General features: G+C 68.7%; 21 protein-coding genes, 3 tRNA genes and 1 pseudogene. 6 read left to right on the top strand and 19 right to left on the bottom strand.

Annotation, left to right across the window (positions count from 1 at the left end; all coding sequences use genetic code 11):
• Positions 1-113: 113 nt before the first annotated feature.
• Entirely contained in the window at positions 114-1,337 is a 1,224-nt protein-coding gene (gene hemA, locus RUMESO_RS01505; RefSeq protein WP_037277518.1) for a 5-aminolevulinate synthase, read from the bottom strand.
• A 200-nt stretch (positions 1,338-1,537) separates the two neighbouring features.
• Between hemA and RUMESO_RS01500 the strand changes: the two genes are divergently transcribed.
• Positions 1,538-2,905 (top strand): M20/M25/M40 family metallo-hydrolase, encoded by a 1,368-nt coding sequence (locus RUMESO_RS01500; protein WP_037277516.1) that lies wholly within the window; start codon positions 1,538-1,540, stop codon positions 2,903-2,905.
• Between the two features lie 427 nt (positions 2,906-3,332).
• Here the strand turns inward: RUMESO_RS01500 and RUMESO_RS01495 are convergent.
• Positions 3,333-3,409 (bottom strand) — tRNA-Asp (locus tag RUMESO_RS01495).
• 192 nt (positions 3,410-3,601) lie between these two features.
• On the opposite strand from RUMESO_RS01495, the gene RUMESO_RS01490 reads away from it, so the two are divergent.
• Positions 3,602-4,690 (top strand): hypothetical protein, encoded by a 1,089-nt coding sequence (locus tag RUMESO_RS01490; protein ID WP_051520900.1) that lies wholly within the window; start codon positions 3,602-3,604, stop codon positions 4,688-4,690.
• 783 nt (positions 4,691-5,473) lie between these two features.
• Here RUMESO_RS01490 and RUMESO_RS01485 read toward each other — a convergent pair.
• The 5 genes from RUMESO_RS01485 to tgt all read right to left on the bottom strand — a co-directional run bounded on the left by RUMESO_RS01485 (position 5,474) and on the right by tgt (position 10,086).
• Positions 5,474-5,549, bottom strand: a tRNA-Val gene (locus tag RUMESO_RS01485).
• Entirely contained in the window at positions 5,540-6,172 is a 633-nt protein-coding gene (locus tag RUMESO_RS01480) for a histidine phosphatase family protein (RefSeq protein ID WP_051520913.1), read from the bottom strand. The genes RUMESO_RS01485 and RUMESO_RS01480 overlap by 10 nt, the downstream gene beginning before the upstream one ends.
• Positions 6,173-6,187: 15 nt before the next feature.
• Positions 6,188-6,262: transfer RNA gene (locus tag RUMESO_RS01475), tRNA-Val, on the bottom strand.
• 119 nt (positions 6,263-6,381) lie between these two features.
• Positions 6,382-8,790, bottom strand: a complete 2,409-nt coding sequence (gene lon / locus RUMESO_RS01470; RefSeq protein ID WP_037277512.1) for an endopeptidase La — start codon at positions 8,788-8,790, stop codon at positions 6,382-6,384.
• A 165-nt stretch (positions 8,791-8,955) separates the two neighbouring features.
• The gene (gene tgt, locus RUMESO_RS01465; protein WP_037277510.1) at positions 8,956-10,086 is read right to left on the bottom strand and encodes a tRNA guanosine(34) transglycosylase Tgt; all 1,131 of its coding nucleotides are present in this window, start codon (positions 10,084-10,086) and stop codon (positions 8,956-8,958) included.
• 130 nt (positions 10,087-10,216) lie between these two features.
• Between tgt and RUMESO_RS24790 the strand changes: the two genes are divergently transcribed.
• Both RUMESO_RS24790 and RUMESO_RS01455 read left to right on the top strand, forming a co-directional pair.
• On the top strand, positions 10,217-10,648 hold the full coding sequence (locus RUMESO_RS24790; RefSeq protein WP_156362583.1) for a hypothetical protein: 432 nt from the start codon (positions 10,217-10,219) through the stop codon (positions 10,646-10,648).
• A 79-nt stretch (positions 10,649-10,727) separates the two neighbouring features.
• Positions 10,728-11,090, top strand: a complete 363-nt coding sequence (locus RUMESO_RS01455) for an SUF system Fe-S cluster assembly protein (RefSeq protein WP_037277609.1) — start codon at positions 10,728-10,730, stop codon at positions 11,088-11,090.
• 83 nt (positions 11,091-11,173) lie between these two features.
• Here the strand turns inward: RUMESO_RS01455 and infC are convergent, their stop codons facing one another.
• Positions 11,174-11,689 (bottom strand): translation initiation factor IF-3, encoded by a 516-nt coding sequence (infC, locus tag RUMESO_RS01450; protein ID WP_245639103.1) that lies wholly within the window; start codon positions 11,687-11,689, stop codon positions 11,174-11,176.
• A 222-nt stretch (positions 11,690-11,911) separates the two neighbouring features.
• Here infC and RUMESO_RS01445 point away from each other — a divergent pair, with 222 nt between their 5' ends.
• On the top strand, positions 11,912-13,264 hold the full coding sequence (locus tag RUMESO_RS01445) for a hypothetical protein (RefSeq protein WP_037277505.1): 1,353 nt from the start codon (positions 11,912-11,914) through the stop codon (positions 13,262-13,264).
• A gap of 63 nt (positions 13,265-13,327) precedes the next feature.
• Here RUMESO_RS01445 and RUMESO_RS01440 read toward each other — a convergent pair whose 3' ends face one another.
• From RUMESO_RS01440 to cysG, 7 genes are all read right to left on the bottom strand, one after another.
• Positions 13,328-14,026 carry a gamma-glutamylcyclotransferase gene (locus RUMESO_RS01440; protein WP_037277504.1) on the bottom strand — a complete coding sequence of 233 codons (699 nt, stop codon included), beginning with the start codon at positions 14,024-14,026 and terminating at the stop codon, positions 13,328-13,330.
• 43 nt (positions 14,027-14,069) lie between these two features.
• Positions 14,070-14,852, bottom strand: a complete 783-nt coding sequence (locus RUMESO_RS01435; RefSeq protein ID WP_037277503.1) for a ferredoxin--NADP reductase — start codon at positions 14,850-14,852, stop codon at positions 14,070-14,072.
• Between the two features lie 105 nt (positions 14,853-14,957).
• The gene (locus RUMESO_RS01430; protein ID WP_037277502.1) at positions 14,958-15,371 is read right to left on the bottom strand and encodes a DUF934 domain-containing protein; all 414 of its coding nucleotides are present in this window, start codon (positions 15,369-15,371) and stop codon (positions 14,958-14,960) included.
• Between the two features lie 11 nt (positions 15,372-15,382).
• Positions 15,383-16,159, bottom strand: coding sequence for a phosphoadenylyl-sulfate reductase (locus tag RUMESO_RS01425; protein ID WP_051520898.1), 777 nt, complete (start codon positions 16,157-16,159; stop codon positions 15,383-15,385).
• Complete coding sequence (locus RUMESO_RS01420) at positions 16,149-17,819, bottom strand: nitrite/sulfite reductase (protein WP_037277501.1); 1,671 nt, start codon at positions 17,817-17,819, stop codon at positions 16,149-16,151. The genes RUMESO_RS01425 and RUMESO_RS01420 overlap by 11 nt, the downstream gene beginning before the upstream one ends.
• Entirely contained in the window at positions 17,812-18,156 is a 345-nt protein-coding gene (locus RUMESO_RS01415) for a DUF2849 domain-containing protein (protein ID WP_051520897.1), read from the bottom strand. Before RUMESO_RS01415 ends, RUMESO_RS01420 begins: the two co-directional genes overlap by 8 nt.
• Complete coding sequence (gene cysG / locus RUMESO_RS01410; protein ID WP_037277499.1) at positions 18,153-19,550, bottom strand: siroheme synthase CysG; 1,398 nt, start codon at positions 19,548-19,550, stop codon at positions 18,153-18,155. The genes RUMESO_RS01415 and cysG overlap by 4 nt, the downstream gene beginning before the upstream one ends.
• Positions 19,551-19,699: 149 nt before the next feature.
• Here cysG and RUMESO_RS01405 point away from each other — a divergent pair, with 149 nt between their 5' ends.
• A complete protein-coding gene (locus tag RUMESO_RS01405; RefSeq protein ID WP_037277498.1) occupies positions 19,700-20,161 on the top strand; it encodes an Lrp/AsnC family transcriptional regulator in 462 nt (153 codons plus the stop codon).
• Positions 20,162-20,281: 120 nt separating this feature from the next.
• Here the strand turns inward: RUMESO_RS01405 and RUMESO_RS01400 are convergent.
• The 4 genes and pseudogenes from RUMESO_RS01400 to RUMESO_RS01385 all read right to left on the bottom strand — a co-directional run.
• Positions 20,282-21,444, bottom strand: a pseudogene (locus RUMESO_RS01400) (cytochrome P450).
• Positions 21,444-22,208, bottom strand: a complete 765-nt coding sequence (tpiA, locus tag RUMESO_RS01395; RefSeq protein ID WP_037277495.1) for a triose-phosphate isomerase — start codon at positions 22,206-22,208, stop codon at positions 21,444-21,446. The pseudogene RUMESO_RS01400 and the gene tpiA overlap by 1 nt, the downstream one beginning before the upstream one ends.
• Before the next feature lie 59 nt (positions 22,209-22,267).
• Positions 22,268-22,627 carry a HesB/IscA family protein gene (locus RUMESO_RS01390; protein WP_037277493.1) on the bottom strand — a complete coding sequence of 120 codons (360 nt, stop codon included), beginning with the start codon at positions 22,625-22,627 and terminating at the stop codon, positions 22,268-22,270.
• A 100-nt stretch (positions 22,628-22,727) separates the two neighbouring features.
• Positions 22,728-23,953, bottom strand: a 1,226-nt coding sequence (locus tag RUMESO_RS01385) for an OmpA family protein (RefSeq protein WP_037277490.1), incomplete at its 5' end; no start/stop codon positions are given.

The following is a 23,953-nucleotide window of genomic DNA, read 5'->3' as shown; positions in this document are numbered from 1 at the left end:
TCCGCCCCACAGTCCCGTCCCGCCCCAAAATGGCCCTTAACGATTCGCTTTCGTGGGCCCATTGTGGCGACCGTAACACGGTCGTGACCTCAACGCATCAGATCAATTCTGGTTCATCCAGCCAATTCGGCGCGATTCAGCGCACAATGGCTCCAGAGCCTGTCCAAAGCGCGCACGAGCGCGTCCATCTCCTTGGGCCCATGCACCGGCGAGGGGGTGAAGCGGAGACGCTCCGTCCCGCGCGGCACGGTGGGGAAGTTGATCGGCTGGACGTAGATGCCGAAGTCGCTCAACAGCATGTCCGAGATCATCTTGGTGTGCACCGGATCGCCCACGATCAGCGGCACGATGTGCGAGCCGTGGTCGATGATCGGAAGCCCGAGCCCCTTGAGCCGGGTCTTGAGGATCTTTGCCTGCGTCTGGTGCTTGTCCCGCAGCGCCTGGTCCCTCTTGAGGTGCGCGACCGAGGCGGCCGCGCCGGCCGCGATGACCGGGGGCAGCGAGGTCGTGAAGATGAAGCCGGGCGCATAGGAGCGGATCGCATCGCACATCCGGGCGGACGCCGCGATGTAGCCCCCCACCACGCCGACGGCCTTGCCGAGCGTCGCGTTGATGATGTCGATGCGGTGCATCAGGCCGAGCTGCTCGGCCACGCCGCCGCCGCGCGGGCCGTACATCCCGACCGCGTGCACCTCGTCGAGGTAGGTCAGGGCCCCGAACTCCTCCGCGAGCTCCACGATGGCCTTGATCGGGCCGAAGTCGCCGTCCATCGAATAGACCGACTCGAAGGCGATCAGCTTCGGCGCCTGCGCGTCGTCCTTCTCCAGCAGCTCGCGCAGATGCGCCACGTCGTTGTGGCGGAAGATGCGCTTGGCCCCGCCGCCACGACGGATGCCCTCGATCATCGAGGCGTGGTTCAGCTCGTCGGAGTAGATGATGAGGCCGGGGAACAGCGTCCTGAGCGTGCTCAGCGTCGCGTCGTTCGCGATGTAGGCGGAGGTGAAGAGAAGGGCCGCCTCCTTCCCATGGAGGTCCGCCAGCTCGGCCTCGAGCCGCTTGTGGTAGACCGTGGTGCCCGAGATATTCCGCGTCCCGCCCGACCCCGCGCCGACCGCGTCCAGCGCCTCGTGCATCGCGGCGATCACGACCGGATGCTGCCCCATGCCGAGGTAGTCGTTGCCGCACCAGACGGTGATCGGCTGCTCGGTCCCGTCGGGCCGGTGCCAGACGGCGTGCGGGAAATGGCCCTTGTCACGCGCGATGTCGATGAAGGTGCGGTAGCGCCCCTCCTGATGAAGGCGGGAGAGCGCTGCGTCCAGTTGGGCGTTGTAATCCACGGTCGAAGTCCTTGCCGTTGGCTGCCGAACGGGGACTACAGGCCCCTCAGTGCCGACGCCTTGTCCTAGATCAAACAGGCGGTGAGACCAATGGCACAAAACGTCGCCCCGCCAAAGGTCGGAAAACCCGACCCCGACGCGCGGGCGTTGCGCCGCCGGAATCGCCGTCCTAGCCTCCCGCCAACCAACCGGAGACTCCCATGCTCGACCCCGTCCTCGCCCGCATCGACGCCGACATGCCGCACGCGATCCAGCGGCTGCTCGCGCTCCTGCGCATCCCCTCGATCTCCACGGACCGGGTGCACGCCCCCGACTGCGAGGTAGCGGCCGAGTGGCTCGTGCAGGATCTCCGCGACATGGGCTTCTCCGCCGACAAGCACCCGACCACGGGCCGCTCGATGGTCGTGGGCCAAGGCGGCCAGGGCGACCGGCACCTCCTGTTCTACGGGCATTACGACGTGCAACCGGTCGATCCGCTGAACCTCTGGCACTGCCCGCCCTTCGTGCCGCAGATCGAGGAGACGCCGCACGGCCAGGTGATCCGCGGCCGGGGCGCCTCGGACGACAAGGGCCAGCTCATGACCTTCGTCGAGGCCTGCCGCGCCTGGATCGCCGTCCACGGCAAGCTCCCCGCCCGCGTCACCATGTTCTTCGAGGGCGAGGAGGAGTCGGGCAGTCCCTCCCTCATCCCCTTCATGGAGGCGAACAGGGACCTCCTGAAGGCCGACCTAGCCCTCATCTGCGACACCGACCTCTTCGACCGGGACACGCCCGCCATCACCACGATGCTGCGCGGCCTCCTGGGCGAGGAGATCGTCATCACCGGGCCCCGCATGGACCTGCACTCCGGCATGTACGGCGGCGCGGCCACGAACCCGATCCGCGTTCTCGTCCGCATCCTTTCCCGGCTCCACGACGACAGCGGGCGCGTCACCGTCCCCGGGTTCTACGACGGCGTGGAGGAGCTCACGCCCGAGCTTCGCGCCCAATGGGAGGCGCTGGGCTTCGACGAGGCGCAGTTCCTGGCCGACGTGGGACTCTCCCTCTCGGCCGGGGAGAAGGGCCGGGGCGTGCTCGAGTCCGTCTGGGCTCGCCCGACCTGCGAGTTCAACGGCATCACCGGCGGCTACGGCGGTGACGGCTTCAAGACGGTGCTGCCGTCCAAGGCCAGCGCCAAGGTCAGCTTCCGCCTCGTCGGCCGGCAGGACCCGCTCGCGATCCGCGAAGCCTTCCGCGAGATGGTGCGCGCGATGGTCCCCGCCGACTGCCAGGTGGAGTTCAAGTCCCACGGCGCGAGCTTCGCCAGCGTCATGGACACCTCCGACCCCGCCTTCGAGAAGGCCCGGACGGCGCTGTCCGACGAATGGCCCCGGCCGGCGGCCTTCACCGGCTCCGGCGGCTCGATTCCGGTGGCCGGCCATTTCAAGACGATCCTCGACATGGACGCCATGCTGATCGGCTTCGCCATGGACGACGACCTGATCCACTCGCCCAACGAGAAGTACGATGTGAGGAGCTACCACAAGGGCATCCGAAGCTGGGCCCGCATCCTCGCGGCGCTGGCCTAGGCGAACCCGGGAGAGCGCCCCTCGCCTGGGCGCGCGCCGGGAGGGGCGCCGCCCGGCGCAGTCGCCATGCAGCCTGGGGTTCCACCCTACGCGGCTCTCGAGGCAAGGTCGCGGGGGCGCTCCCGCACGTCACCCTCGGGCGGCTTCGGCCCTGGCCGCCACCTGTGAGGCCCGAATCGCGCCCGTATCATGACTCCGGGGTGTTGCGTCGCCCCCGCCCGAGCACCGTTCGTTGCTATCGAAATTCGTTAAGCTTCGTCTGCGATCCTGGTCCCATCAAAGCCGAATCGCCCGGAGGCCTAACCGGGACCAGGAGAGACCATGACCACGACACGCCGAGGCAGAGCGCCCCGACCCCATGCATCGCCGCCCGCCCTCCAAGGGAGGGATCATGCCGTGCGTGATCTATCGGAAGGAAGGGAGGCAGTGGCGCGGTTGACGGGGCTCGAACCCGCGACCCCCGGCGTGACAGGCCGGTACTCTAACCGACTGAGCTACAACCGCGCGTCTGCCGCCGACGCTGTCGTCTGCGTCGGACAAGGGGGCTTCTATGGGCTGCATCAGGCGGCGTCAAGCGGCTTCGGACAGGTCCGCCCGATGACCCTGCGGGACCCTGGTTCGGCTCCCTTCCATGGACATCGCCCCTGCCCTGCGGCAGAGGTCGGGCGAGGCGTCAGTTCCCAAGGGATCGGAAGAATGCGAATCGTCGTCCATGTGGGCATGCACAAGACCGGCAGCACCGCGATCCAGCAGCACTTCGGCAAGCTGCTCCACCGGGGCTTCGAATACGCCACTTACGAGGAACGCAACCACAGCATGATGGTCGCCCTCCTCTTCTCGTCGCCCGATCGGCTGGCCGACTTCTACGTGTTCCGCCAGAAGGGTCCGGCCTATGTCGCCGCCCTGCCCGACCTGCGCGGCAAGTGGCAATCCCGTTTGGACGCCCAGCTCGACCGCCTCAGGGGCACCGACGCGACGGTCCTCATCTCGGCCGAGGGACTCTCCACCGCTGGTCCGGCCGCGAACGAACGACGCGAGAACCTCGCCCGCTACCTCGACCGGCTGGGCGCCGACATCGAGGTCGTGGGCTATGTCCGCTCACCCCTGTCCTTCATCCGCAGCGACATCCAGCAGCGGCTCAAGGATCTGTCCCGCCCCATCCAGGGACTCGAGGTCGTCTGGCCCCACTACCGCAAGCGGTTCGAACCTCTCGACCAAAGCTTCGGACGAGATCGCGTGCGGCTGAAGGTCTTCCGGCCCGACCGCCTGCACGGCGGCGACGTCGTCTCGGACCTGGGGCGCCTCCTCGGCATCGACGTGCCCCCCGGCAGCGCCCGCCGCGTGAACGAGACGCTGAGCCTCGAGGCCACGGCATTCCTCTACGCGCAGCGCCGCTGGGGTGGCGGGGAGGCCTTCGGCTCGCCCGAGGCGCTGAAGGGGAGCCACCGCTTCGTCAAGGCCCTGAGTGGCCTCAAGGGCCGCCGCATGACGGTGGCCGAGCCGCTCTGGCGCGATGCCCTGGCCCGGAATGCCGAGGACCTGGCCTGGATGGAGGCACGCCTGGGCGAGCCCCTCAGGGAGCAGGAAGAGGGCGACGCCCGGATCGCGATCGGCTCCGAGGACGACCTCATGGCGGTTGCGATCGACAGCCTTCCCCAGCTCGAGGGCGTCCTTCGCGACACCATCTCGACGCGCAGGTTCGAAGAGCTGGCGCTTTCCGACCTGACCCCGCAGCACCGAATGCTCCGGGCGCTCCAAGCCCTTCGGCAAGCGACGGCCGCCTGATGGGGACCTGCGCCGCCGCCCACTGGGTCCGGCCGCACCAAGACCAGGAGCCGGGTGGAAGTTCGAGGCAGGAGATAATCCCTCGGTCCAACCCCACGGACCGCTCCGCCCCGATCCGCTCGGCTTGCTGCCACTCGATCAATAAGCCCAGGCTCCGCCCGCGCCCGAGGCGGAGTCTCCGCAGCAGACTGGCCCCATCGTCCAGAACCGTCAGCCGCGTTGGCCCCAGTCCGATCAGTCTGATCGCATCTCGCACCTTGCTGCGGCATCCATTCGGAAAGCAGTATTCTAGGGCGTTCGACAAAAAGCCTTGTCGCCACCCGTCTAGTCGGCACGACACGATCCGCTGGCAACCCGACAGGCTCGGTCGCGGCGGCGAGCGCCACCCGCATACCCGCGCTCTCGACCGTGTACGGAGCCAAGGTCCGCGGAAAGGCCCAGCCGTCCACCTCCCGGACCTGCGGGCCACGCAGGAGTTCCCTCAGCCGCGACAACCTGCAGCCACCCCGTTGCCTCCGGTGTCCAGACCGCCCACCTACTACTGCCGCCCCACCCCGGGCGGGGGCGTCACGACGGCGACGTCGACCCCGGCATCAGGATTGGCGGCCATCGTGCGGCAAGACGCTTCGCCGGCGCCACCACGAGAGCAGCTTTCGTGAGGCCCAACGAAGAATAGGGCCGCGCGACGCAAGCAGCGTTTCCGAGATGGCGTCGAGGATCGGTTCGGAGAGGGCGCACCCCAATCAGTAGCTGATGCTGGCCGTCAAATCCGTCACTCGCGCGTGGTGGGTGGTGAGGGGCTCGAACCCCCGACATCCTCGGTGTAAACGAGACGCTCTACCGACTGAGCTAACCACCCGTCCGGATCGGGTTAGCGGCAAGGGCCGGCTCTGGCAAGTGCGCCTCAAGCACCTCCATCCGGCCGCCGGCGATCCGATGCACCGACCCCTGCCGAGTCGGAAGGCGCCCCCCCTCCTCGACCGGAAGGCCTAGGGCGAGCGCGCAGAGCACCCGCAGGGTGATGCCATGCGTCACGATCACGGTGGGACGGTCCAGTCCCGCCAGCACCTCCTCCGCGCGCCCGGCAAGATCGGTGAACGTCTCGCCTCCCGGGCAACGACAATAGAAGTCGAAGAGAGGCTCATCCGGAGGTCCAGGCCAGCGCCCGTCGATGTCGGCACGGGTCAGGCCCGTCCAATCCCCCATCCCGATCTCGACCAAGCGCGGGTCGTCGCCGGCCCCGAGGCCCAACGGTCCCAGCGCCAGCCTTGCCGTGTCCCGCGCCCGTCCCTGAGGGCTGGTCAGCGCCATATAGCTTTCGGCCCCGACGCCCAGCTCGCGCAGAACGTTCCCCATGGCGGCGGCCTGCGCGCAACCGAGCTCGGTCAGCCGCGAATCCCGTGCACCCTGGAAGCGGCCCTCGCGGTTCCACTCGGTTTGGCCGTGGCGCAGCAACAGGAGCTCAGGTAGGGCTCGGGTCATGTCATCTGAAGTGGATGGTGGGCGATGAGGGATTCGAACCCCCGACTTCTTCCGTGTGAAGGAAGCACTCTACCACTGAGTTAATCGCCCGTGCCGCGCTCCTCTAGACGGTCTGGTCGGGGTCCGCAAGGCCCCCGGAGCCGACCTCTGCGCATGAAAATGGGGCGCGGCCTGCGCCACGCCCCCTCTCATTCTCGTCTCTCCGAGGCTCAGTGCGCGACCGCGCCCGGCACCTCGTCCACGACCTTGGCGCGGGCCGCCGCAGCGGCCTCCTCGGCTTCCTCGTCCCACTCCACGGGCTCGGGCTGCCGCACCAGCGCGTGCTTCAGGACCTCCGAGACATGCGACACGGGGATGATCGTCAGCCCCTGCTTCACGTTCTCCGGAATCTCCGGCAGGTCGCGCTCGTTCTCCTTGGGGATCAGCACCGTCTTGATGCCGCCCCTAAGGGCCGCGAGCAGCTTCTCCTTCAGGCCGCCGATGGCCAGCGCGTTGCCCCGCAGCGTGACCTCGCCGGTCATGGCGATGTCCTTGCGGACGGGGATCTGCGTCAGCACCGACACGATCGACGTCACCATCGCGAGGCCCGCCGAGGGGCCGTCCTTGGGCGTCGCGCCTTCGGGCACGTGGACGTGGATGTCGATCTTGTCGAACTTCGGAGGCTTCACCCCGATCTGCGGGCCGATGGACCGCACATAGGAGGCCGCCGCCTCGATCGACTCCTTCATCACGTCGCCGAGCTTGCCGGTCGTCTTCATCCGGCCCTTGCCTGGCAGCCGCAGCGCCTCAATGGACAGCAGGTCCCCGCCGACCGACGTCCAGGCCAGGCCCGTGACGACGCCGATCTGGTCCTCCTGCTCCGCGAGCCCGTAGCGGAACTTCTTCACGCCCAGGTAGTCGTCGAGGTTCTCCTCGGTCACGACGACCTTGGTCAGCTCGCGCTTGACGAGCTTGGTCGTCGCCTTCCGGGCGATCTTCGCGATCTCGCGCTCCAGGTTCCGCACGCCAGCCTCGCGGGTGTAGGTGCGGACCATCTCGTTCAGCGCCCCGTCGGTGATCTCGAACTCGCCGGCCTTGAGGCCGTGGTTCTTCATCACCTTGGGCAGCAGGTGCTGCTTGGCGATCTCGCGCTTCTCGTCCTCGGTGTAGCCAGCGAGGGAGATGATCTCCATCCGGTCGAGGAGCGGCCCCGGCATGTTGTACGAGTTGGCCGTCGTGATGAACATCACGTTGGACAGGTCGTACTCCACCTCGAGGTAGTGGTCGACGAAGGTCGAGTTCTGCTCGGGGTCGAGGACCTCCAGCATGGCCGAGGCCGGGTCGCCACGGAAGTCCTGCCCCATCTTGTCGATCTCGTCGAGAAGGATGAGGGGGTTCGTGGTCTTCGCCTTCTTCAGCGACTGGATGATCTTGCCCGGCATGGAGCCGATGTAGGTCCGGCGATGGCCGCGAATCTCCGACTCGTCCCGAACGCCGCCTAGCGAGATGCGGATGAACTCACGTCCGGTCGCCTTGGCGACCGACTTCCCGAGCGAGGTCTTGCCCACGCCGGGAGGACCGACGAGGCAGAGGATCGGGCCCTTGAGCTTCTGCGACCGCGCCTGCACGGCGAGGTACTCGACGATCCGCTCCTTGACCTTCTCCAGGCCGTAGTGGTCCGCGTTCAGCACGGCCTCGGCCTTGCCGATGTCCTTGGAGACCTTGGACTTGACGCCCCACGGCACGCCGAGGAGCCAGTCGAGGTAGTTGCGGACGACCGTCGCCTCGGCGGACATCGGCGACATGGACTTGAGCTTCTTCAGCTCACCCTCGGCCTTCTCGCGCGCCTCCTTCGAGAACTTGGTCTCCGCGACCCGCTTCTCGAGCTCCGCGATCTCGTTCTGGCCTTCGTCGCCGTCGCCCAGCTCGCGCTGGATCGCCTTCATCTGCTCGTTGAGGTAGTACTCGCGCTGGGTTCGCTCCATCTGGGACTTCACGCGGGTCTTGATCTTCTTCTCGACCTGCAGGACCGACATCTCGCCCTGCATCAGGCCATAGACCTTCTCCAGCCGCTCGGCGATGACGAGCGTCTCCAGCAGGTCCTGCTTCTGCTTGACCTCGATGCCCAGGTGCCCGGCGATGAGGTCGCCCAGCTTGGCGGGGTCGGTCGCCTCGGTGACGGCCGCGACCGCCTCCTCGGGGATGTTCTTCTTGATCTTGGCGTACTTCTCGAACTCCGCGCCCACGGAGCGGACGAGGGCCTGCACGACCTCCTCGTCGCCCATCGACTCGGAGAGCGGCTGGATGCTCGCCTCGAAGAAGCGGTCGTTCTTGACGAATTCGGTGATGCGGACGCGCGACTTGCCCTCGACGAGGACCTTCACGGTGCCGTCGGGCAGCTTCAGCAGTTGCAGCACGTTGGCGAGGACGCCCGCCTTGTAGATGCCGTCCGTGCCCGGGTCGTCCACGCCCGGATCGATCTGCGAGGACAGCAGGATCTGCTTGTCCTCGGCCATCACGGCCTCCAGCGCGCGCACGGACTTCTCGCGGCCGACGAACAGCGGCACGATCATGTGCGGGAAGACCACGATGTCGCGAAGCGGCAGGACGGGATAGCTGGACGCGAGTGGTTCGGTCATTGAGTTGTCCCTCTTAGCGGAAAGGCTCTGGCCCCGGTCATTCGGCGGCGCTCGGCCCTCCCCGATCGGTGGTGGATAGTTGGGGGCTCAAATGGGGGGTGTCAACCGGCGGGCAGCCCAAGGTCCCTGCCCGGGTGGGCAGGTTCACACAGCCGCGAGCGGCCCTCAGAGGGGCTCAACATCCCCCTCCGCCCGCGACGCGTGGAACCCCGACTCCCACGCCTCGAAGCGCCCGCCGGCGATGGCCTCGCGCATCCCGGCCATGATCTCCTGGAAGTAGTGCAGGTTGTGCCAGGTCAGCAGCATCCCCGCGATCATCTCGCCCGCCCGCACGACATGATGCAGGTAGGCGCGCGAGTAGCTTCGGCAGGCCGGGCAGGTGCAGGCCTCGTCCAGCGGCCTGGGGTCCTCGGCGTGCCGGGCGTTGCGCAGGTTCACCTGCCCTCGGCGGGTCCAGGCCTGTCCCGTACGGCCCGACCGGGTCGGCAGAACGCAGTCCATCATGTCGATGCCGCGCTTGACCGCTCCCACGATGTCGTCCGGCTTCCCCACGCCCATGAGGTAGCGTGGCTTGTCCTCGGGCAGCAGGCCGGGGGCGTAGTCCAGGACCCCGAACATCGCCTCCTGTCCCTCGCCCACCGCAAGGCCACCCACCGCGTAGCCTTCGAAGCCGATCCCCTTGAGCGCCTCGGCCGACTCCTCCCGCAGCTCCCGCGTGACGCCGCCCTGCATGATTCCGAAGAGCGCGTGGCCGGGCCGATCCCCGAAGGCCTCGCGCGAGCGTGCCGCCCAGCGCATCGAGAGACGCATGGACTTCGCGACGGTGTCCTCCGCGGCCGGCAGAGCCGGGCATTCGTCGAAGGCCATCACGATATCCGAGCCGAGGAGCCTCTGGATCTCCATGCTCCGCTCTGGCGTGAGGTGGTGCTTCGAGCCGTCCACGTGGGACGAGAAGGTCACCCCCTCCTCCGTCAGCTTCCGCAGGGTCGACAGGCTCATCACCTGGAACCCACCGGAATCCGTCAGGATCGGCCGCTCCCAGTTCATGAAACGGTGCAGGCCGCCAAGCCGCGCGAGCCGCTCCGCCCCCGGCCGCAGCATCAGATGGTAGGTGTTGCCCAGCAGGATGTCGGCTCCCGTCGCGCGCACGCTCTCGGGCAGCATCGCTTTGACCGTCCCGGCCGTGCCCACCGGCATGAAGGCCGGCGTCCGTATTTCGCCGCGGGGCGTCGAGATCACGCCGGTGCGAGCGCGCCCATCGGTCGCGTTCAGCGTGAAGGAAAAGCCTGAGCCCATGATGCGCGCCTCCTGACGGGCCTCCGTAGCCGAGCCGTACGCCGGACGGAACCCACCCCTCGCGGCCCCGTGTTGCCGCGATCGGCAGGACCACGTAGGATCGCCTATTCGTCCGAGCCGGAGCGCGCCCGTGATCCGACCTGTCCTTCTCCTCCTAGCCCTCACGACGGGCGCACATGCACACGGACGCTCGCCGGGGCGAACCCCGACGCATGACTCCGGCGGCTCGGTCATTCTGCGGGCGGCCGAAATCCGGGATCTGGAGGCTCGGCACGAGGAGAAGCGCCTCTCGGGCGAATGCATGTCCGCCTGCACGATGTATCTCGGGCTCTCCACTGCCTGCTTCGAGCCCGGCACGATCCTTGGCTTCCACGGCCCGCGTCTCGCCTATGGGCTGCCGATGCCGCCAGCGCTGTTCGAATCGGTCAGTCGTACCATGGCCGCCTATTATCCGCCGCGCGTAGCCCGGCGTTTCATGGAGAAGTGGCGCTATAGCGACCATCTCGTCCGCATCCGCGCCGACCGCCTGATCGCCCGTGGGGAAGCCCGCGCCTGCGACTGATTGCGGCAGGGACGGCCCTTTACCCGCGCCCCTCATTCCTTATATGAACGCTCAGGATTTCAATCTCGGGGACTCGCCCATGTCGTACAGCGAAGCCAGGATCGAGGGGACGCCCCTGATCGCCCCCTCCACCGTCGACCACCCGCTCTACGATGCGGTCGTGGAGGCCTGCCGCACGGTCTACGACCCCGAGATTCCCGTAAACATCTTCGACCTCGGCCTCGTCTACACCGTCCAAATCGCCGACGACGGGGCCGTGAGGATCGTGATGACCCTGACTGCCCCGGGGTGCCCGGTCGCGGGGGAGATGCCGGGTTGGGTCGCCGACGCCGTGGGCGCCATTCCAGGCGTCAAGCAGGTGGATGTCGAGATGACCTTCGAGCCCCAGTGGGGCATGGAGATGATGTCCGACGAAGCTCGGCTCGAACTCGGCTTCATGTAAGATCGGCGCGAAGGCGGGTCTTGGGAAAGAAGAAGGGCCCGGACGCCGGTCCAGGCCCAGTCTCTCGGGATGCAAGTGCCGCTCTACTTCACCGGGCCGATCATCATCACCATCTGGCGGCCTTCGAGGCGGGGCATCGACTCGATCTTGCCCTGGGCCTTCACGTCCTCGGCCACTCGATCGAGCAGCGCCTTGCCGAGTTCCTGGTGAGCCATCTCGCGGCCGCGGAAGCGGAGCGTGACCTTGACCTTGTCGCCTTCCTCCAGGAACTTGAACACCGAGCGCATCTTCACGTCGTAGTCGTGCGTGTCGGTGCCGGGGCGGAACTTGACCTCCTTGATCTCGATGACCTTCTGGTTCTTCCGAGCCTCGGCTTCCTTCTTCTGGGTCTCGTACTTGAACTTGCCGAAGTCCATGATCTTGCAGACCGGCGGGACGGCCGTCGGAGAGATCTCGACGAGGTCGAGACCCGCCTCCTCGGCCAGGGTCAGTGCCCGTTCGGGCGAGGTGACGCCGAGGTTCTCGCCGTTGGCCCCGATCAGGCGGATGTCGCCGCCGCGCAGGAGGCGCTCGTTGATCCGGGGTCCGGTTTCGCGCACCGGCGGTGCGTTGTGGGGTCTGCGTCCTATGGCCTTGGTCCTTCGGCAGTGACAGGGAATGCGGGCGGCAAGATAGACGCATGGGCAAGCACCTTCAAGCCCGCCGAGCCGCCGTCACCTCGCCGCGACCGGCCTTTCCAAGCACACGGGCGCGTGACATATCACCCCAGGAAGGTCAGGCGCCGCCCGCGCCTGCGCGAGCATTCAAAGGGATAGCGTGTCATGACACGGATCATTGCCATCGTCGTGGTGATCGCCGCCGCGGTGATCGCCTACATGTACACCAGCGCAGGCGACGTGGAGGTCGGCACCGACGCCGAGGCGACCTCGACCGAGCCCGCCGCCGGCAACGCCGACGCGGCCAGTACCGAGACCCCCGGAGAGGAGCAAGGCGCCGACGTGGACGCCACCGTGGCCCCGGCGAACCAGCCCGAGGCCGAAGGCGCGACCGCCGAGCTGCCCGTCGCGACCGAAGACACGACCGCCGCGACCGAGACCGACGAGACCGCCCAGCCCGAGTCGTCCGAGGCAGGCCTCTCCGACACCGAGCCGGACACCGGCGTCGGGGCCACCTCGACCGAAGAGGAGACCGACGGCGCGGGCACTGCTGGAACGACCAACGACGCGAGCGAGGGCGCAGCGGAGCCCGAGGGCAACGATGCCGGTACCACGGACACCCAGGGTGCCGCCGATCAGGCCGCTCCCGCCGAGGGCACCGAGGCAGCCACGGCCGAGGAGCCCGCCCCGGCCGAGACCGCAGCGACCGACACCGAGGCCGCCCCAGCCGAAGGTGCGGCGAGCGGAACCGAGGCTACGGCCGAAGAGCCCGCCGCGACGACCGAAGCGACCGCGACCGAGGAGCCGGCTGCCGCCGAGACGGCCTCGACGGGGACCGAAGGCGCGACCGCCGCCACTGAGGAACCCGCCGCGACCACCGAGACGGCCACCGCCGAGCCTGCCACGACCGAAGCGAACTCGACCGAGGACGCAACGTCCGACACCGCCGGAGCCGCTGCGCCTGAAGCCACGGCCGCCGAGACCGCTCCGACCGCGGAGGTCACTACCAACGAGACGGCCACTACCGAGCCCGCCGCCACGGAAACCGCGACCGAGCAGCCTGCCGCCACCACCGAAGAAGTAACCGCCGCGACCGACGCGGGCGCTGCGACGGCCACCACCGGAACGGCCGCGACCGGCACCGAAGCTGCCAGCACCGAAGAGGCGACCGCCATCACCGAGGGCGCCGCGACGACTGCCGAGACCGGCACCGAGGGCGCCGCGACCGAGGAGCCGGCCACGTCCACCGAAAGCGCCGCGACGACGGCCGCCGACGCCGGGCCCGCGCTTCGCACCACCGCCGGCACCGAGGCCGCCGTCCAGCCTGCCGATCTCGACACGCTGCTCGACCCCGACAACCTCGACGTCGCGGCGGTGACGCAGGCGATCGAGGCCTCCAGCCTCGAGCCTGCGCTCAAGACGCAGCTCACCACCGCGCTGAACGTCGCCCAGAACAGCCCCACGCTGCTCCCCGACGTGCTGACCCGCATCCGTCAGGCGCTCACCGAAGGCCAGTGAGCCGCTGGGCCGCTAGGCCTCTTCCCCAAACCAGACGCCGCAGGCCTGCGCCTGCGGCGTTTCTCATTGCCGGTGCCCGTCGATCTCTTGCGCGACGAGTCGCTGGAGCCGCCAGAGGTTCCGGTCCCGGATGCCGTGCTCCTCGAGCGACGCCACGGTGTTCCGCAGGTACTCCGCGTTCGACTCCTTCGGCCCGCAGGCTCTTGCGATCTGCCAAGCCGCCTCCTCCAGCGGCAGCCCACGCTGTACGCCGGACCCTGTCGGACCGGCCCAGAACACGAGACCCCGGATCGGCCCTTCCGCGGTGTCGAGCCTCAGCCAGCGCCGGTAGGCGAGCGTCTCCACGAAGGGGAACTCCCGCCGGATCGAGTCCTCCAGCACTCTCCGTTCCTCTCCTGCCCGCACCTCCAGCGCGAGGCCCGCGCAGCGTCCTCCGGGCATCAGCGTCATCATCAGGCCGGGCGCCTCAGGCGTGGCGCGATGCCCGCGCAGGACCAGGGCGAACTGCCGGTGCCAGCCGCGCGCCACCGCCCGGCGCCGCGCCACGGCCTCGAAGGTCGGCTTCCAGATCAGAGAGCCATAGGCGAAGACGTGGAGCGGTCCCTCCGGCCGCTCAGCCACCAGGCGGTCCACCAGCGCCGCATAATCCTCTTCCGAGGCACGGGCAAAGGACGAGGGATAGGAGAACTCCTCCACGGGCCGGGTCGCGCGGGCCACGTGGTCCTCGGTCAGGTGCAGGGTCCTGAACGACGAAGGGTGCATGACCGGATCATGCGCCCTTCCCATGGATCATGTCAAAGACGCCTCAGACTCCGTCGCCGACGAAGGCCTTCTCGACCACGAACTCGGCCGGGTCGCTGTTCGCCCCCTCGCGCAGGCCCGCCTTTTCCAGCAGCGCCTTAATGTCGAGGTTGAACGCGAGCGACCCGCAGACCATCGCCCGGTCCACCGCCGGGTCGAGAGGAGGAATGCCGATGTCGCGGAAGACCTCGCCGCTCTCGATCAGAGTCGTGATGCGGCCCATCTTGGGCGACTGCTCGCGCGTGGTCGTCGGGTAGTAGACCAGTTTGTCGCCCACCATCTCGCCGATCAGTTCGTCACCCTTGAGCGACTCCACGATCTCGCGCCCGTAGGTGAGCTCGGCCACCTCGCGGCAGGTGTGGGTCATGATGACCTGATCGTACTTATCCCAGGTATCCGGGTCGCGCAGCAGCGAGGCGAAGGGCGCGAAGCCCGTCCCGGTGGCGAAGAGCCAGAGCCGCTTGCCCGGCAGCAGCGCGTCGTGCACCAACGTCCCTACGGGCTTGGGCCGCAGGATGATCTGGTCGCCCGGCTGGATGTGCTGGAGCCTGGAGGTCAGCGGCCCATCCGGCACCTTGATCGAGTAGAACTCCAGCTCCTCGTCCCAGGAGGGCGAGGCGATGGAGTAGGCCCGCAGCAGCGGCTTCCCGTTGTCGCCCATCAGGCCGATCATCACGAACTCGCCCGAGCGGAACCGCAGGCTCTGCGGCCGCGTCACGCGGAAGGCGAAGAGGCGGTCGGTGTAGTGCTTCACGCTCGTGACGGTCTGCGCGTCGGGCAAGGTCACGGGGTGGCGGCCTTCTCGGCAATGGGGGTCTGGTCGGTCATCGGTCCTCGCACGCTCGCGGTCGAGCGCCTCATGTAACTATGTCTTGGCCCAAGGGAATGCGGCTCAGGCGCGCAGGCGGGCCTGATACCAGTTGTCCCGCCAGTTGGCGCGGGCGAGCCATTGGTCCTCCGGCTGCCGGGCGCCGAGGCTCTCGTCGATCTCGACCTCGTCGAAGCCCACGCGCCGCGCCATGGCGTACTGGTCCGCGAGGACGTGCCCCACGGCCCGCAGCCGCCCGGTGTAGCCGAAGCTCCTCAGGTCGCGCGCGTGGGAGAAGCCGCGCCCGTCGTTGAAGGCCGGGAAGCGGACCCGGATCAGGCCCACCTGCCCCAGCACGCCGACCAGCGCGCGGGGGTCGTCGGCGGGGCCGATCTCGACTCCCTCGCCGTCTTGCACCTGGTCGATCTCGGCCAGGGGCCGGACCGGGCTGGCGAAGTCGTCGGTGGTGAAGCCCTTGTCGGTGACGATGATGGCCATGGTTTCTCTCCTCAGGCCGCCGCGACGGGGCCGCGCACCAGCTTCCCGTCCACGAAATGGATGCCGCACTCTTCCTTCTCGAGGTTCCGCCAGCGCCCCGCGCGCGGGTCCTCGCCGTCGTTCACGCGGGTCGTGCAGGGAGCGCAGCCGATGCTCGGATACCCCTTGGCGACCAGCGGGTGACGCGGCAGCCGGTTCTCGGCGATGTAGTCCTGCAGGTCCTCGCTCGTCCAGTGGGCGAGCGGGTTGACCTTGATCCGGATGTCGCCCTCGTTCTCGAAGAACTCCAGCGCCGCGCGGCTCTTGCCTTGGTAGCGCTTCCGCCCGGTGATCCAGGCGTCATAGCCGAGAAGGGCGTTCTGTAGCGGCTCGGTCTTCCTCAGCGCGCAGCAGGCGTCCGGGTCCGACTGATGGAGGAGCCCCTCGTTGTCCCGCTCGAACACCGCCTCGCGGCTCGCGCGGATCACCTGCACGTTGGTGAGCCGCAGCCGCTCGGTCAGCTCCATCTGATAGGCCAGCGTTTCGGCGAACAGCATCTCGGTGTCGATGAACAGAACCGGCAGGTTGCGGTTCTTGATCGCCACCATGTGCAGGAGCACGACCGACTCGGCCCCGAAGGACGAGACCAGCGCCAGCCGCCCGACCTGCGGGTCGGTCATGGCGTGGTGCAGCACGTCCGTGGCGCTGTGGTGCCGGTAGCGGGCGTTGAGCTCCGCCACCCGACCGGCGACGGGGCTCAGGCCGTTGACCGGCTCGGCGCCCGTCTGCGCGATGAAGTCAGGCCGCATCCGCCGTTTCCTCCTGTTCGTAGAGGAAGGCCCTGAAGGGCTCGAGCCCGACGCGTCGGACGCATTCGAGGAAGGTCTCCTCGGCGTCGCGCCGGATCTCCAAGTAGCCCAGGACCAGCCGCTCGATGGCGCCCACGATCTCGCTGGCCGCGAAGCCCGGGCCCATCTTCTCGCCGATGGACGCCGTCTCGGTCCCGTCGCCGCCGAGCGTGATCTGGTAGTTCTCCACCCCCGCCTTATCGAGGCCCAGGATGCCGATATGCCCGACATGGTGGTGCCCGCAGGCGTTGATGCAGCCCGAGATCTTGATCTTCAGCGGCCCGACCTCGTGCTCGACCTTCAGCTCGTCGAAGCGGAGCGCGATCTGCTGGGCGATCGGGATCGCCCGCGCGGTGGCGAGCGAGCAGTAGTCCATCCCCGGGCAGGCGATGATGTCGGACACGAGCCCGATGTTGGCCGTCGCCAGCTCCGCCTCGCGCAGCGCCTGCCACACCGCCGGCAGGTCCGACTTGTGGACATGCGGCAGGATGATGTTCTGCTCGTGCGAGACGCGCAGGTCGCCGTGGCCGTACTTCTCGGCCAGGTCCGCCATGACGCGCATCTGGTCCGAGGTCGCGTCGCCCGGCGTCGCCCCGTGCTTCTTGAGCGAGATCGACACGATGGCGTAGCCGTCCACCTTGTGCTCGTGGAGGTTCGTGTCGGTCCAGGCCCGGAACACCGGGTTGGCGGCGCGGAAGGCCTCGTAGGAATCGACCGGCGCGTTGCGGAAGGCCGGCGGCGCGAAATGGGGCCTGATCTCCGCGAGGATGTCCTGGTCCACGCCCGACCACTGCGACCGCAGCCGCTCGAACCGCTCCTCCACATCCGCGCGGAAGGCGTCGAGGCCGTTCTCGAAGACGGTGATCTTGATGCGGGCCTTCCACTTGTTGTCGCGCCGGCCCTTGAGGTTGTAGGCCCCGAGGATCGCCTCGAGATAGGGCAGCAGGTCCGCCTGGGGCAGGAAGTCCCGGATCACCTGCGCCAGCATGGGCGTCCGGCCGAGGCCGCCGCCCACATAGACCTCGAAGCCCGGCTCGCCCGCCGCGTTGCGGACCATCCGCAGGCCGACGTCGTGCGAGCGGATCACCGCCCGGTCGTGGGGCGACCCGGTGATGCCGATCTTGAACTTGCGGGGCAGGAACTGGAACTCCGGGTGGTCGGTGGACCACTGGCGGATCAGCTCCGCGATGGGCCGGGGGTCCTCGATCTCGTCGGCGGCGGCGCCGGCGAAGTGGTCGGCGGTCACGTTCCGCACGCAGTTGCCCGAGGTCTGGATCGAATGCATCCCGACATCCGCGAGCGCCTCGAGCATGTCCGGCACGTCCTTCAGGCGCGGCCAGTTGAGCTGGAGGTTCGTCCGCGTCGTGAAGTGGCCATAGCCCTTGTCCCACCGCTCGGCGATGGTGGCGAGCTGCCGCATCTTTGCGGGGTTCAGCGTCCCGTAGGGCACCGCGATCCGCAGCATGTAGGCGTGGAGCTGGAGATACAGCCCGTTCATCAGGCGCAGCGGACGGAACTCGTCCTCGGTCAGCGACCCGTCGATGCGCCGCTGGACCTGCGCGCGGAACTGCGCCACGCGCGAGCGGACGGCGGCCTCGTCGAATTCGTTGTACTTATACATTCTGCGTCTCGTTTCCCGGGATCTTGCCGCGCGACCGCAGGCCTTGGGCCCGCTTGCCCAGCACGTAGTTGGTGGGGCCGTGAGTGCGGAACGCCTCGCGGAAGTGCGTGGGCACCGGGCCGTCCGTGCCCTTCGCGGCGTCCACGAGCTCGGCACCCACGACGGTGTTGGGCTGCCCCTTGGCGAAGAGCAGCCGCAGCTGCGCCACGGCCTCGTCCTCGATGAGCTCGGCCTCGGCCATGTCGCGGGTCCAGCGGTCGTCGGCGGTCAGCCAGACGGCGTCGCCCTCGACGAGGTGGTTGGCGGAAACGACCTTGGGAGTGAAACGGCGGCTCATGATACGGCCTCCTGAACGATGTTGCGTGCTATGACCTGGGCTTCTCGCGGGGCCAGCCCGATGAAGGTGAGGGCCGGCCCGTCGATACAGGCCTCCGTCATCTTCGGCTCCATATCTGACAGGAGCATGACAATCACCCGCTGGTCCGCGCGCGAGGCATTCTCCACCACCGTCACCGGCGTCGAGGGATCGGCGCCGTGCATCAGGAGTCGCCCCTGCACGAAGCGGGCCGATTTCTTCCCCATGTAGATCGCGGCGACCTCGCCCGGACGGGCCAGCGCCTTCCAGTCGTGATCGGCGAATCCCTGCACGTCATGCCCGGTCAGCAGCCGGACCGAGGAGTTGCGCCCCCGCTTCGTCAAGCTCTGCCCGATGGCCGCCACCGCCGCCGAGGCCGCGGTGATCCCCGGCACGATGGCGAAGGAGACGCCCGCGGCCTCCACCGCCTCGATCTCCTCGTCGAGCCGCCCGAACACCGTCGGGTCGCCCGCCTTGAGCCGCACGACGTGCCGCCCCTTCTTCGCATGGCGAACGATCAGCGCGTCGATCTCGGCCTGCGGGGTGGCCGGGCCGAAGCCCTCCTTCCCCGCGTCCACGATCAGCGCCTCGCGCCGCGCGAGGTCGAGGATCGCGGGCGTCACCAGCCGGTCGTGGATCACCACGTCGGCCGCGTCCAGCGCCCGCCGGGCCCGCACGGTCAGCAGTTCCGGGTCGCCCGGCCCGGCGCCCACGAAGTCCACATGGCCCCGCTTCGGCACCTCGGCCAAGTGGTCCGCCAGAAGCTGCGCCAGCGCCGGCGCGACCGCCTCCTCGCCGCCCTTCGCATGGGCCTGCGGCCCGACGCTTCCGTAGTAGTCCGCCCAGAAGTCCCGGCGCCGGCGCCCCATCGGCAGCCGCTCGGCCGCTTGCCGGAACGACTTGCCGACCCGGGTCAGCAATCCCAGCGACGACGGCAGCCGCGCCTCCAGTTCCGCCTTGATAGACCGCGCCAGCACCGGCGCCGCGCCCTCGGTCCCGATGGCGACCACAACGGGGTCGCGGTCCACGATGGCGGGCGTGATGAAGGCGCTGTCCTCGAGGCTGTCCACGATGTTGTGCGGCACCCGCGTCTCGGCCGCGAGAGCCGAGAGCCGCGCGTCCAGGAGGTCCTCCTCGTCCGCGCCATAGGCCAGCACCGCCCCCATCAGGTCCGAGGCCTCGATGTGCCGCCGGAGAAGGGCGAGCTTCCCCTCGGCCGCCCAAGCCTCGATCTCCGGCGCCGCCTCGGTCGCATAGACCTCGATCCTGGCCTCGGTCTTGAGCAGCAGGCGCAGCTTCGCCAGCGCGGCGTCGCCACCGCCCGAGACGACGATCCGCCGTCCCTTGACCGCCATGAAGACCGGAAAGTGCTGCATCGACTCGCTCCGCGTCCCAGGCCCATCGCCTGTCGGCGCAATATAGAACTTTGTCCCGGTTTTTCGCCATTGCCCGGCGCAGATAAGGACGTATGTTCGGCCATGGCTCCCCCGCAGGACCAACTTCCCGTTATCCGGAGGACTCAGGGATGGCGTTCCGTCTGGACGACACCGACCGGAAAATCCTCACGGAACTTCAGGCCGACGCGAGCCGCTCGCTCGACGAGATCGCCCGTGCCGTGGGCTCCTCCAAGACCCCGGTCTGGAACCGCATCAAGAAGATGCGGGACGCCGGGATCATCCGCCAGCAGACCGTCCTCCTCGATGCCGAGGCCCTCGGATTCGAGGCCACCTTCTTCGTCCTGATCCGCACCTCGGAGCACGAGGCCGAATGGCAGCGCAAGTTCCTCGCGACCCTCCGCGCCCGCCCCGAGGTGCAGGAGGCCCACCGCCTCGCCGGCGACATCGACTACATCCTCAAGGTCCGCGTGAAGAACGCCCGTGCCTACGACCAGTTCTACCAGGCGCTCATCTCCGAGGTCCGCATCTACAACGTGACAGCGCTGCTGAGCATGGAGGAGATCAAGAGCACACTGGCGCTTCCTTTATAATGCAAATACTTACGGCCCGAAGCTGCGGTGACGCCGTAGGGTTGGTGGATCCCGCCTCGCGGGCGCAACCCATGCGCCACCATGACCGACGAACGGTGCTACGCAGGGGTTTCACCAAACCTACGCCTGCACTACCAACCGCTCCAGCCCATGGAAGTGGTACACGTCCCCGTACCTCGGCGCCTCCACGATCCGCAGCTCCGGACACCGCTCGAACAGCTTCGAGAGCCCGACCAGCAGCTCCAGCCGCGCCAGCGGAGCGCCCACGCAGAAATGGATGCCGCCCCGAAGGACACGTTCGCCGGCCCCTCGCGCCAGGGATCGAACCGCCCCGGCTCCGCATAGGCCACCGGGTCACGGTTCGCCGCCCCGAGCAGAAGCGCGACCTGGTCCCCCCGCCGGAATCGCTCGCCATAAAGCTCCACGTCTTCATAGACCCAGCGCGTGAACATATGCAGCGGCGGGTCGAAGCGCAGCACCTCCTCCACCGCCGCCTCATCCACCGTCCGGACCCCATGCTCCAGCAGCGCCTTGGCCCCGTTCCCCATCGTGTGGACCGTGGCCTCGTGCCCGGCATTGAGCAGCAGGATGCAGGTCGTCACCAACTCGTCGGTGGAGAGCCGCTCGCCCGCCTCCTCCGCCGCGATCAGATGCGTCAGCAGGTCGCCCCCCGGCCGCTTCCGTCGCGCCTCAATGGTCTCCACAACGAAGCCCTGGAACGCGAGCGCCGCCTCGACGGCCCTGTCTTCGATCTCCCGCGTCCGCCGCGCCTGGTACATGGCGACCATGGCGTTCGACCAGCGCAGCAGGTCCGCCGACCGCTCCTCGGGCACGCCAAGGAGTCGCGAGATCACGATGACCGGGATCAGGCGGCCATAGGCATCCAGCAGGTCGAATGGCCCGCTCGGGAACCCCTCGATCAGCCTCTCGCACAGCGCCTCGATCTCCGGCTGCATCGCCGCGATCCGCCGCGAGGTGAAGGCGCGCAGCACCAGTCCCCGCAGCCGCGTGTGCCGGGGCGGCTCCAGCTCCAGCATCGAGTGCGCCTCGATGTCGTAGAAGGGCCGCGTGTGGGGCGGGAACCCCGGCGCGAACTCCGCCGGCGCCTCCCTCCCCAACCTACGGTCCCGCAGCAGCGCCGACACGGCCCGGTGCGAGGTCGCGCAGGCGAGACCGTAATCCTCCCAGAAGAAGAGGTCACCCCCCTCCCGCGCCCGGTCGTAGAAGGGGTACGGGTCCTGCACGAAGGCGGGATCGGTCGCCGGCTGCGAGAGCCGCAGCATCAGGGCAGCTCCATCTCCGCGACCTGCTCCAGCGCCGCGATGATGGGCGAGAAGTCGGCGGCCTTGAGGCTCGCTCCGCCCACCAGCGCCCCGTCCACGTCGGGGATCGCGAAGATCTCAGCCGCGTTCGACGGCTTCACGCTGCCGCCGTAGAGCAGCCGGAAGAAGGCCGCGTCCGCTCCGAACCGCGCCGACAGCCGCGACCGCAGCGCCTGATGCACCTCCGCGATCTGTTCCGAGGTCGGCGTGAGCCCCGTTCCGATGGCCCAGACCGGCTCGTAGGCGATCACCGTGTTCTCGCCCGTCGCCCCCTCGGGCACGGAATGCTCGAGCTGCCGCGACACCACGTCGAGCGTATGGCCTCCCTCGCGCTCGGCGAGGGTCTCGCCGATGCAGACCACGGCGACGAGACCTTCCTCATGCGCCGCCTCGGCCTTGGCGCGGACCTGCTCGTCCGTCTCCTTGTGATCCGTCCGCCGCTCGGAGTGGCCGACGATGACGAAGGTCGCCCCCGCGTCCCGCAACTGCGCCGCCGAGATGTCGCCCGTATGCGCGCCCGAGGCCTCGGCATGGCAGTCCTGCCCGCCCAGGGCCAGTGGATGCTGCCCCTTCTTCCAGTTCATCTGGGCGATCAGCGTCGCCGGCGGGCAGAGCAGGATCTCGACGCTCGGCGAGACATGCGCCTGCAGGAGCTTCTCGACCTCGGACAGGCTCGCCGCCGTCCCGTTCATCTTCCAGTTCCCGGCGGCCAGCCTGCGGCGCATCTCGATCCCTCCAGTATGACTCGGAGCGGATTAGCAGGCGCCCGGAGGGGCGGAAAGCCTCAGCGGGCGGGGACCTCGGAGAACTTGACCGACTCGCCGCAGCCGCAGGCGTCCACGACGTTGGGATTGATGAACTTGAACCCGGATTCGAGGAGCCCGGTCTCATAGTCGATTTCGGTGCCGATCAGGAACATCTGCGCCATGGGCGCGATCATCACCCGCGCCCCGTCCTGCTCCACGACCTCGTCGAGCGGGTTTACGCTGTCCGCCCACTCCATCGTGTATTCCATCCCCGCGCAGCCGCCCTTGCGGACGCCGATCCGAAGGCCCTGCCGCCCGTCGCGCTGCATCATCCGCGCGATCTGGCCCGCCGCGCGCGGCGTCATGGTCACGGCCTGCTTTCCGGGGATCGAGAACATCGGCGCCTCCTGGGATGGACACAGAAGATAAGTCCCGGAGGCGGACATGAAAAGGGGGCCGCGCGGGCGGCCCCCTGTCGCACTCGTCACGGAAACCGGTTCACTGGGCCGAGGCCACCTGCTCACCCAGGAGCGGCGTGATCCGCCGGATCGTGGCGCGCCGGTTCTCGGCCGAGGGCCCTTCCGTCGGCTCCTTCAGGAACTCCTCCCCGTAACCCTGGACGACGAGGTTCTCGGGCGGGATATCGAAGTTCTCGGCCAGCGCCAGAGCCACCGACTCCGCCCGCCGATCCGACAGCGCGAGGTTCGAGGCGTCCGAGCCGACGGCGTCGGTGTGCCCCTCGACCAGGAACACCTCCGACGGGTTGTCCACCAGCGCGTCCTCGATCTCGATGCCGATCTCGACGAGGTCCGAGAGCTGGTCGCCCGGGATCGCGGCCGAGCCCGTCGGGAAGTTCACGTCGAGGTCGATGGCCGGCATCAGGTTCCGCACCGCCGAGATGTCCCGGATCTGCCCCAGGGAGAAGCTCCGCCCCGGATCGTATTCCGGTCCCTCGTCCAGCAGCGCGCTCAGTTCCTCCACGTCCAGGTCCTGGGCATCCACCACCACCGGCGGCGGCGCCTGGTCGAGCAGCGACACCACGTTGACGGGCTGCGCCTCCTCGAGGTCGTCGAAGAGCTGGATCTGCGTGCCGTCCGGCAGCACCTTGGCCCGCCGCAGCACACGACCGGTCGCGTCGCGGATCGTGACCACCTGGGTCCCGTCCTCGCGCTCCAGGATCGTCCGGGTCGAGCCGTCCGGGTAGGTCTCGGTGCGCACCTGCGCGCCCGGCTGGTAGAGGATCGCGTCGTCGTCGCGGTAGACCTCGAGGTCGCCCTGCTCGCCGCGCGTCACCACCCGGTCGCCCGAGTTCGCGACGACCTCCTCGCCGTTGTTGAGGAAGCTCCCCACGGCCGCCGCGCCAAGCCCGAGAAGCAGGATCTTCTCGATGTCGCTCAGCCCGTCGTTGTCGTCGTCGTTCTCGGCCTCGGCGTTGTTCTCGTCCTCCGCGCGGGCTCGGGCCCGGGCCCGCTCGCGTCGGCGCTCGCCGGTGACGGTCGTGTCGAAGTCCTCGGTCGCCCGGCGGACCTCGTCCTCGGTGATCGTCTGCACGTTCACCGTCACGTTGTTCGTATTGGTGTTCGTGTTGACGTTGCTGTTGTCGTTGTCGGCGTTCGTCTCGGCCTCGGCCGCCGCGGCGGCCTCCAGACGGCGCTGCTCGCGGCGCGCCTGGCGGCGGGCCTCCCGCTCGGCCTCGTCCCGCGCCTCGGCGCGGGCGGCTTCGT

It is taken from the genome of Rubellimicrobium mesophilum DSM 19309, from assembly GCF_000600335.2.
Classification (GTDB): Bacteria; Pseudomonadota; Alphaproteobacteria; order Rhodobacterales; family Rhodobacteraceae; genus Rubellimicrobium; species Rubellimicrobium mesophilum.
Note: the sequence above shows the minus strand (reverse complement) of the source record. Positions and strands in the feature narration are given on the sequence as shown.

Excerpts from the sequence above, each read along its gene's own strand:
- RUMESO_RS01455 (WP_037277609.1), top strand. The coding sequence starts at position 10,728 with ATGTCGTACAGCGAAGCCAGGATCGAGGGGACGCCCCTGATCGCCCCC.
- RUMESO_RS01430 (WP_037277502.1), bottom strand. The coding sequence starts at position 15,371 with ATGGCCATCATCGTCACCGACAAGGGCTTCACCACCGACGACTTCGCC.
- tgt (WP_037277510.1), bottom strand. The coding sequence starts at position 10,086 with ATGGGCTCAGGCTTTTCCTTCACGCTGAACGCGACCGATGGGCGCGCT.
- RUMESO_RS01420 (WP_037277501.1), bottom strand. The coding sequence starts at position 17,819 with ATGTATAAGTACAACGAATTCGACGAGGCCGCCGTCCGCTCGCGCGTG.
- RUMESO_RS01490 (WP_051520900.1), top strand. The coding sequence starts at position 3,602 with ATGCGAATCGTCGTCCATGTGGGCATGCACAAGACCGGCAGCACCGCG.
- RUMESO_RS01440 (WP_037277504.1), bottom strand. The coding sequence starts at position 14,026 with ATGCACCCTTCGTCGTTCAGGACCCTGCACCTGACCGAGGACCACGTG.
- RUMESO_RS01500 (WP_037277516.1), top strand. The coding sequence starts at position 1,538 with ATGCTCGACCCCGTCCTCGCCCGCATCGACGCCGACATGCCGCACGCG.
- RUMESO_RS01415 (WP_051520897.1), bottom strand. The coding sequence starts at position 18,156 with ATGAGCCGCCGTTTCACTCCCAAGGTCGTTTCCGCCAACCACCTCGTC.
- RUMESO_RS01425 (WP_051520898.1), bottom strand. The coding sequence starts at position 16,159 with ATGCGGCCTGACTTCATCGCGCAGACGGGCGCCGAGCCGGTCAACGGC.
- RUMESO_RS01480 (WP_051520913.1), bottom strand. The coding sequence starts at position 6,172 with ATGACCCGAGCCCTACCTGAGCTCCTGTTGCTGCGCCACGGCCAAACC.
- cysG (WP_037277499.1), bottom strand. The coding sequence starts at position 19,550 with ATGCAGCACTTTCCGGTCTTCATGGCGGTCAAGGGACGGCGGATCGTC.
- RUMESO_RS01445 (WP_037277505.1), top strand. The coding sequence starts at position 11,912 with ATGACACGGATCATTGCCATCGTCGTGGTGATCGCCGCCGCGGTGATC.
- RUMESO_RS01390 (WP_037277493.1), bottom strand. The coding sequence starts at position 22,627 with ATGTTCTCGATCCCCGGAAAGCAGGCCGTGACCATGACGCCGCGCGCG.
- RUMESO_RS01405 (WP_037277498.1), top strand. The coding sequence starts at position 19,700 with ATGGCGTTCCGTCTGGACGACACCGACCGGAAAATCCTCACGGAACTT.
- lon (WP_037277512.1), bottom strand. The coding sequence starts at position 8,790 with ATGACCGAACCACTCGCGTCCAGCTATCCCGTCCTGCCGCTTCGCGAC.
- tpiA (WP_037277495.1), bottom strand. The coding sequence starts at position 22,208 with ATGCGCCGCAGGCTGGCCGCCGGGAACTGGAAGATGAACGGGACGGCG.